The 2,943-nt window shown below is 27.0% G+C and carries 4 protein-coding genes; 1 reads left to right on the forward strand and 3 read right to left on the reverse strand.

Translation table 11 applies throughout. The annotated features are described in order from the left end of the window. Window positions 1-485 (reverse strand): HAD family hydrolase (locus tag QZZ11_RS00755; protein WP_292472616.1); only part of this gene is annotated, 485 nt, incomplete at its 3' end. 114 nt (window positions 486-599) lie between these two features. Further along, window positions 600-929: a hypothetical protein gene (locus QZZ11_RS00760; protein ID WP_292472618.1), complete on the reverse strand. Its 330-nt coding sequence runs from the start codon at window positions 927-929 to the stop codon at window positions 600-602. Between the two features lie 240 nt (window positions 930-1,169). Between QZZ11_RS00760 and QZZ11_RS00765 the strand changes: the two genes are divergently transcribed. Continuing rightward, window positions 1,170-1,976, forward strand: coding sequence for a class I SAM-dependent methyltransferase (locus tag QZZ11_RS00765; RefSeq protein ID WP_292472620.1), 807 nt, complete (start codon window positions 1,170-1,172; stop codon window positions 1,974-1,976). Window positions 1,977-2,012: 36 nt separating this feature from the next. Here QZZ11_RS00765 and QZZ11_RS00770 read toward each other — a convergent pair whose 3' ends face one another. Then, window positions 2,013-2,759, reverse strand: a complete 747-nt coding sequence (locus QZZ11_RS00770) for a thermonuclease family protein (RefSeq protein ID WP_292472622.1) — start codon at window positions 2,757-2,759, stop codon at window positions 2,013-2,015. Between the last annotated feature and the right edge of the window lie 184 nt (window positions 2,760-2,943).

Consider the following 2,943-nt stretch of genomic DNA (forward strand, 5'->3'; position numbering starts at 1 on the left):
TTATCACCGAAATATAAAATCTTTTCTTTTTTTATATTCTCATTTTTAATAATTTCATTAATTCTATGTGGATCTGGTTTGCAATATTCTTCATTAACTGTGCCTGATATATACTTGAAAGAGATTCCATTAAAAAAATTCTTTACCAGTTCTTCTAAGTTTTTCTGTTCCCGATTTGAACATATAGCAAGTGTTATGCCCCGATTTTGAAGTTCTTCTATAACTTCATAAACTCCTTCATATAAATAAGTATTAACTTGTGGACTATCTTTATAGTTAAGAGCAAATTGCTGCATGAATTCTTCTTCAATTCCTTTAATCTGTTCATGAATGAATTCTCTAAAAATCTGATAATCCAAACCTTCCACATTCATATCAAAAGTTGGAAGATCAAACTGTTCAAGAGTTATATTGAAGAATTTAATTGAATCTCGATAACTGTCAACCAGGGTTCCATCAAAATCAAATATGTATAATTCCTTCATCTAATATCACCATTATGTATTGTTTTAATCTTCTAATTTGTATTCCAAATTTTTCAGGAATATGTTAACAGATATAATATTTCAATGTATTTAGTACCATACATCCAAATTAACTTATAGTTCTTCAATAATTAATTCATTATTTTTTTCATATGCAAATGATTCTTGTTTTAATTCATCATTATGTTCTTTAAACCATTCTATAAATAACTTATCAGGTTGGGGTTCTGCTGTGTTATTTGTGAATATGGTAATTAATACTTCTTCAAAAGTTCTAGATTTATAATGTCCCTCTACTTTTGATTTGTAAAAGCTATGATAACCATTTTCATTTAATTTTTTTTCTAAATCATCCATACATTTTTTCATATTTATGGCTGTAACAATTTTATTCTCAAATTTATGAGTAGGAATATGTAATACATATTTCAGATTTAATATCATATTATCACTTATTAATTGTTTTAAATAATGAAAACTAAAATAACTTAATTATATAGTTTAAATATTATTTTTACTTATATTCATTGAATATATTTAACATTATTCGTTTAATAAATATTTATCTACTTATTAACAATTTATTAAAAAAAATTTAACATAAACTAAAAAGTTTAGGTATACCTAAATTTATATAATAGTTATAATAATACTAAATATATAAACAAAAGGAGTTCATAAATAATGAAAGAAAAAATAGATTTATCAGCAGTAAGTGAAACCATGTTAGTACCGTTATACGCAAGAGCAATAGAAAGCAAAAAAGAAAATCCTGAATTCATCGATCAAACAGCAATCAAAGTAATGGACAGTTTAGATTACAATTTCAAAAAACGTTTCAAAACATCAACCAATAAAATGAATTTTTGGGGCTGTTCAGCAAGAACAGTAATATTAGATAATTTAACAAAAGAATATATCAAAGAAAATCCTGATGCTACTATAATTAATATAGCATGCGGACTGGACGATCGATTCAGCAGAGTGGACAATGGACAAATTATATGGTATAATCTAGATTTTGAAGACATTATAGATTTAAGAGAAAAACTCATAGAAAAGAATGATAGAATAATTAACATAGCTTCATCAGCATTAGATTTCACATGGATGGATAAAATAGAAAATAATGAAAATGTATTAGTTATAGCTGAAGGCTTTTTAATGTATTTAGACGAAAAAGAAGTTGAAGAATTGTTTAAACAGATATCTCATAAATTCAAAAATGTGAAATTGTTAATAGAATTGATGAGTAACTGGATGGTTAAAAATCAAAAAGCTCATGATACAGTAAGAACTACTGGTGCAGTCTTTAAATGGGGAATTAATGAAAGTAAAGATTTTGAGAAATTATGTTCATCATATAAACTATTAGCGGAATATAATTTAACCGATCTGATGAAAAAATATTCACCCATATTTATCCGATTAATCTCACCAGTTCTAAGAAGTAGAAATAATAGAATAGCGTTATTTGAAAAAATAAATTAAAATAATTATATATTATTAGCATTAAAAAAAGTATATTTAAGGGTTACACATTTTACAACCAGTATAACCCCCATCAAGAGCTTCCTGTCTTGTTTTAAAGTAGACCTTGTTTTTCTCACTCATCTTTTTAACACCTTCACAATCTACTTTGTGAAATTTAAGAGAATTGAGATTTCCAATATATCCGCCGGAACTAGTTGTTGATACTACATTATCTTTTTGGCCAGTTTGTACACTGGATGTGGTAGTTGTAGTATGTGTAGTTGAATCACTAATTTGAGTAGAACCTGCCCATTTGTATGGTGAAAATTCACTTGGTGGAATATACATTACTTCAGCAAGACCTTCTTTTAGTAACATTTCATTCAGGTTTTTGCCATCAACTATTACAACAGCCAATGTTCTACCATATTTATCCCTATATTTTCTATCATCAACATTAATACCTACTTCTTTATTTAAACAGAGCTTTTTGACGAAGTTCTTGGAAGCAGCATACCCCGTTACACCACGTTCTGGAGTGTTTACTCCAACCAATCTAACTTTTTCTCCACTACTTAGATATATGGTATCACCATCAACAACATTGGTACATACACCTGTTTTTTCATTTGTCAAATATGTCTTATTATATTTGGCAAGAATATCCTGTGAAGAAAATGAATCATAATAGTTATCAGGAATATTATGCGTAAAACCCGTTCCAGTATATGCCACCGAAACAGAAATTGACAATAAAGAAATGATTATTATCAGATATAGTATCTTTTTATTAATATTCATCCTACTTATAACCCCCAAATATATTCTCAGTTATTATTTAAACTTCTTGAACTTCTAATATTTAAAGATTAAGACAATTATAGTAATTATGGGAAGTTATGAAATATAAAATACGAAAATATTTGATTATTAATCAATCTCGGCTCTGTAGAAAACCTTGCTTTGAGGGAAATATGAGTAATAA

The sequence above is a fragment of the Methanosphaera sp. genome (genome assembly GCF_016282985.1).
Classification (GTDB): Archaea; Methanobacteriota; Methanobacteria; order Methanobacteriales; family Methanobacteriaceae; genus Methanosphaera.

Coding starts and splice junctions, on each gene's coding strand:
- QZZ11_RS00760 (WP_292472618.1), bottom strand. CDS start 929: ATGATATTAAATCTGAAATATGTATTACATATTCCTACTCATAAATTT.
- QZZ11_RS00765 (WP_292472620.1), top strand. CDS start 1,170: ATGAAAGAAAAAATAGATTTATCAGCAGTAAGTGAAACCATGTTAGTA.
- QZZ11_RS00770 (WP_292472622.1), bottom strand. CDS start 2,759: ATGAATATTAATAAAAAGATACTATATCTGATAATAATCATTTCTTTA.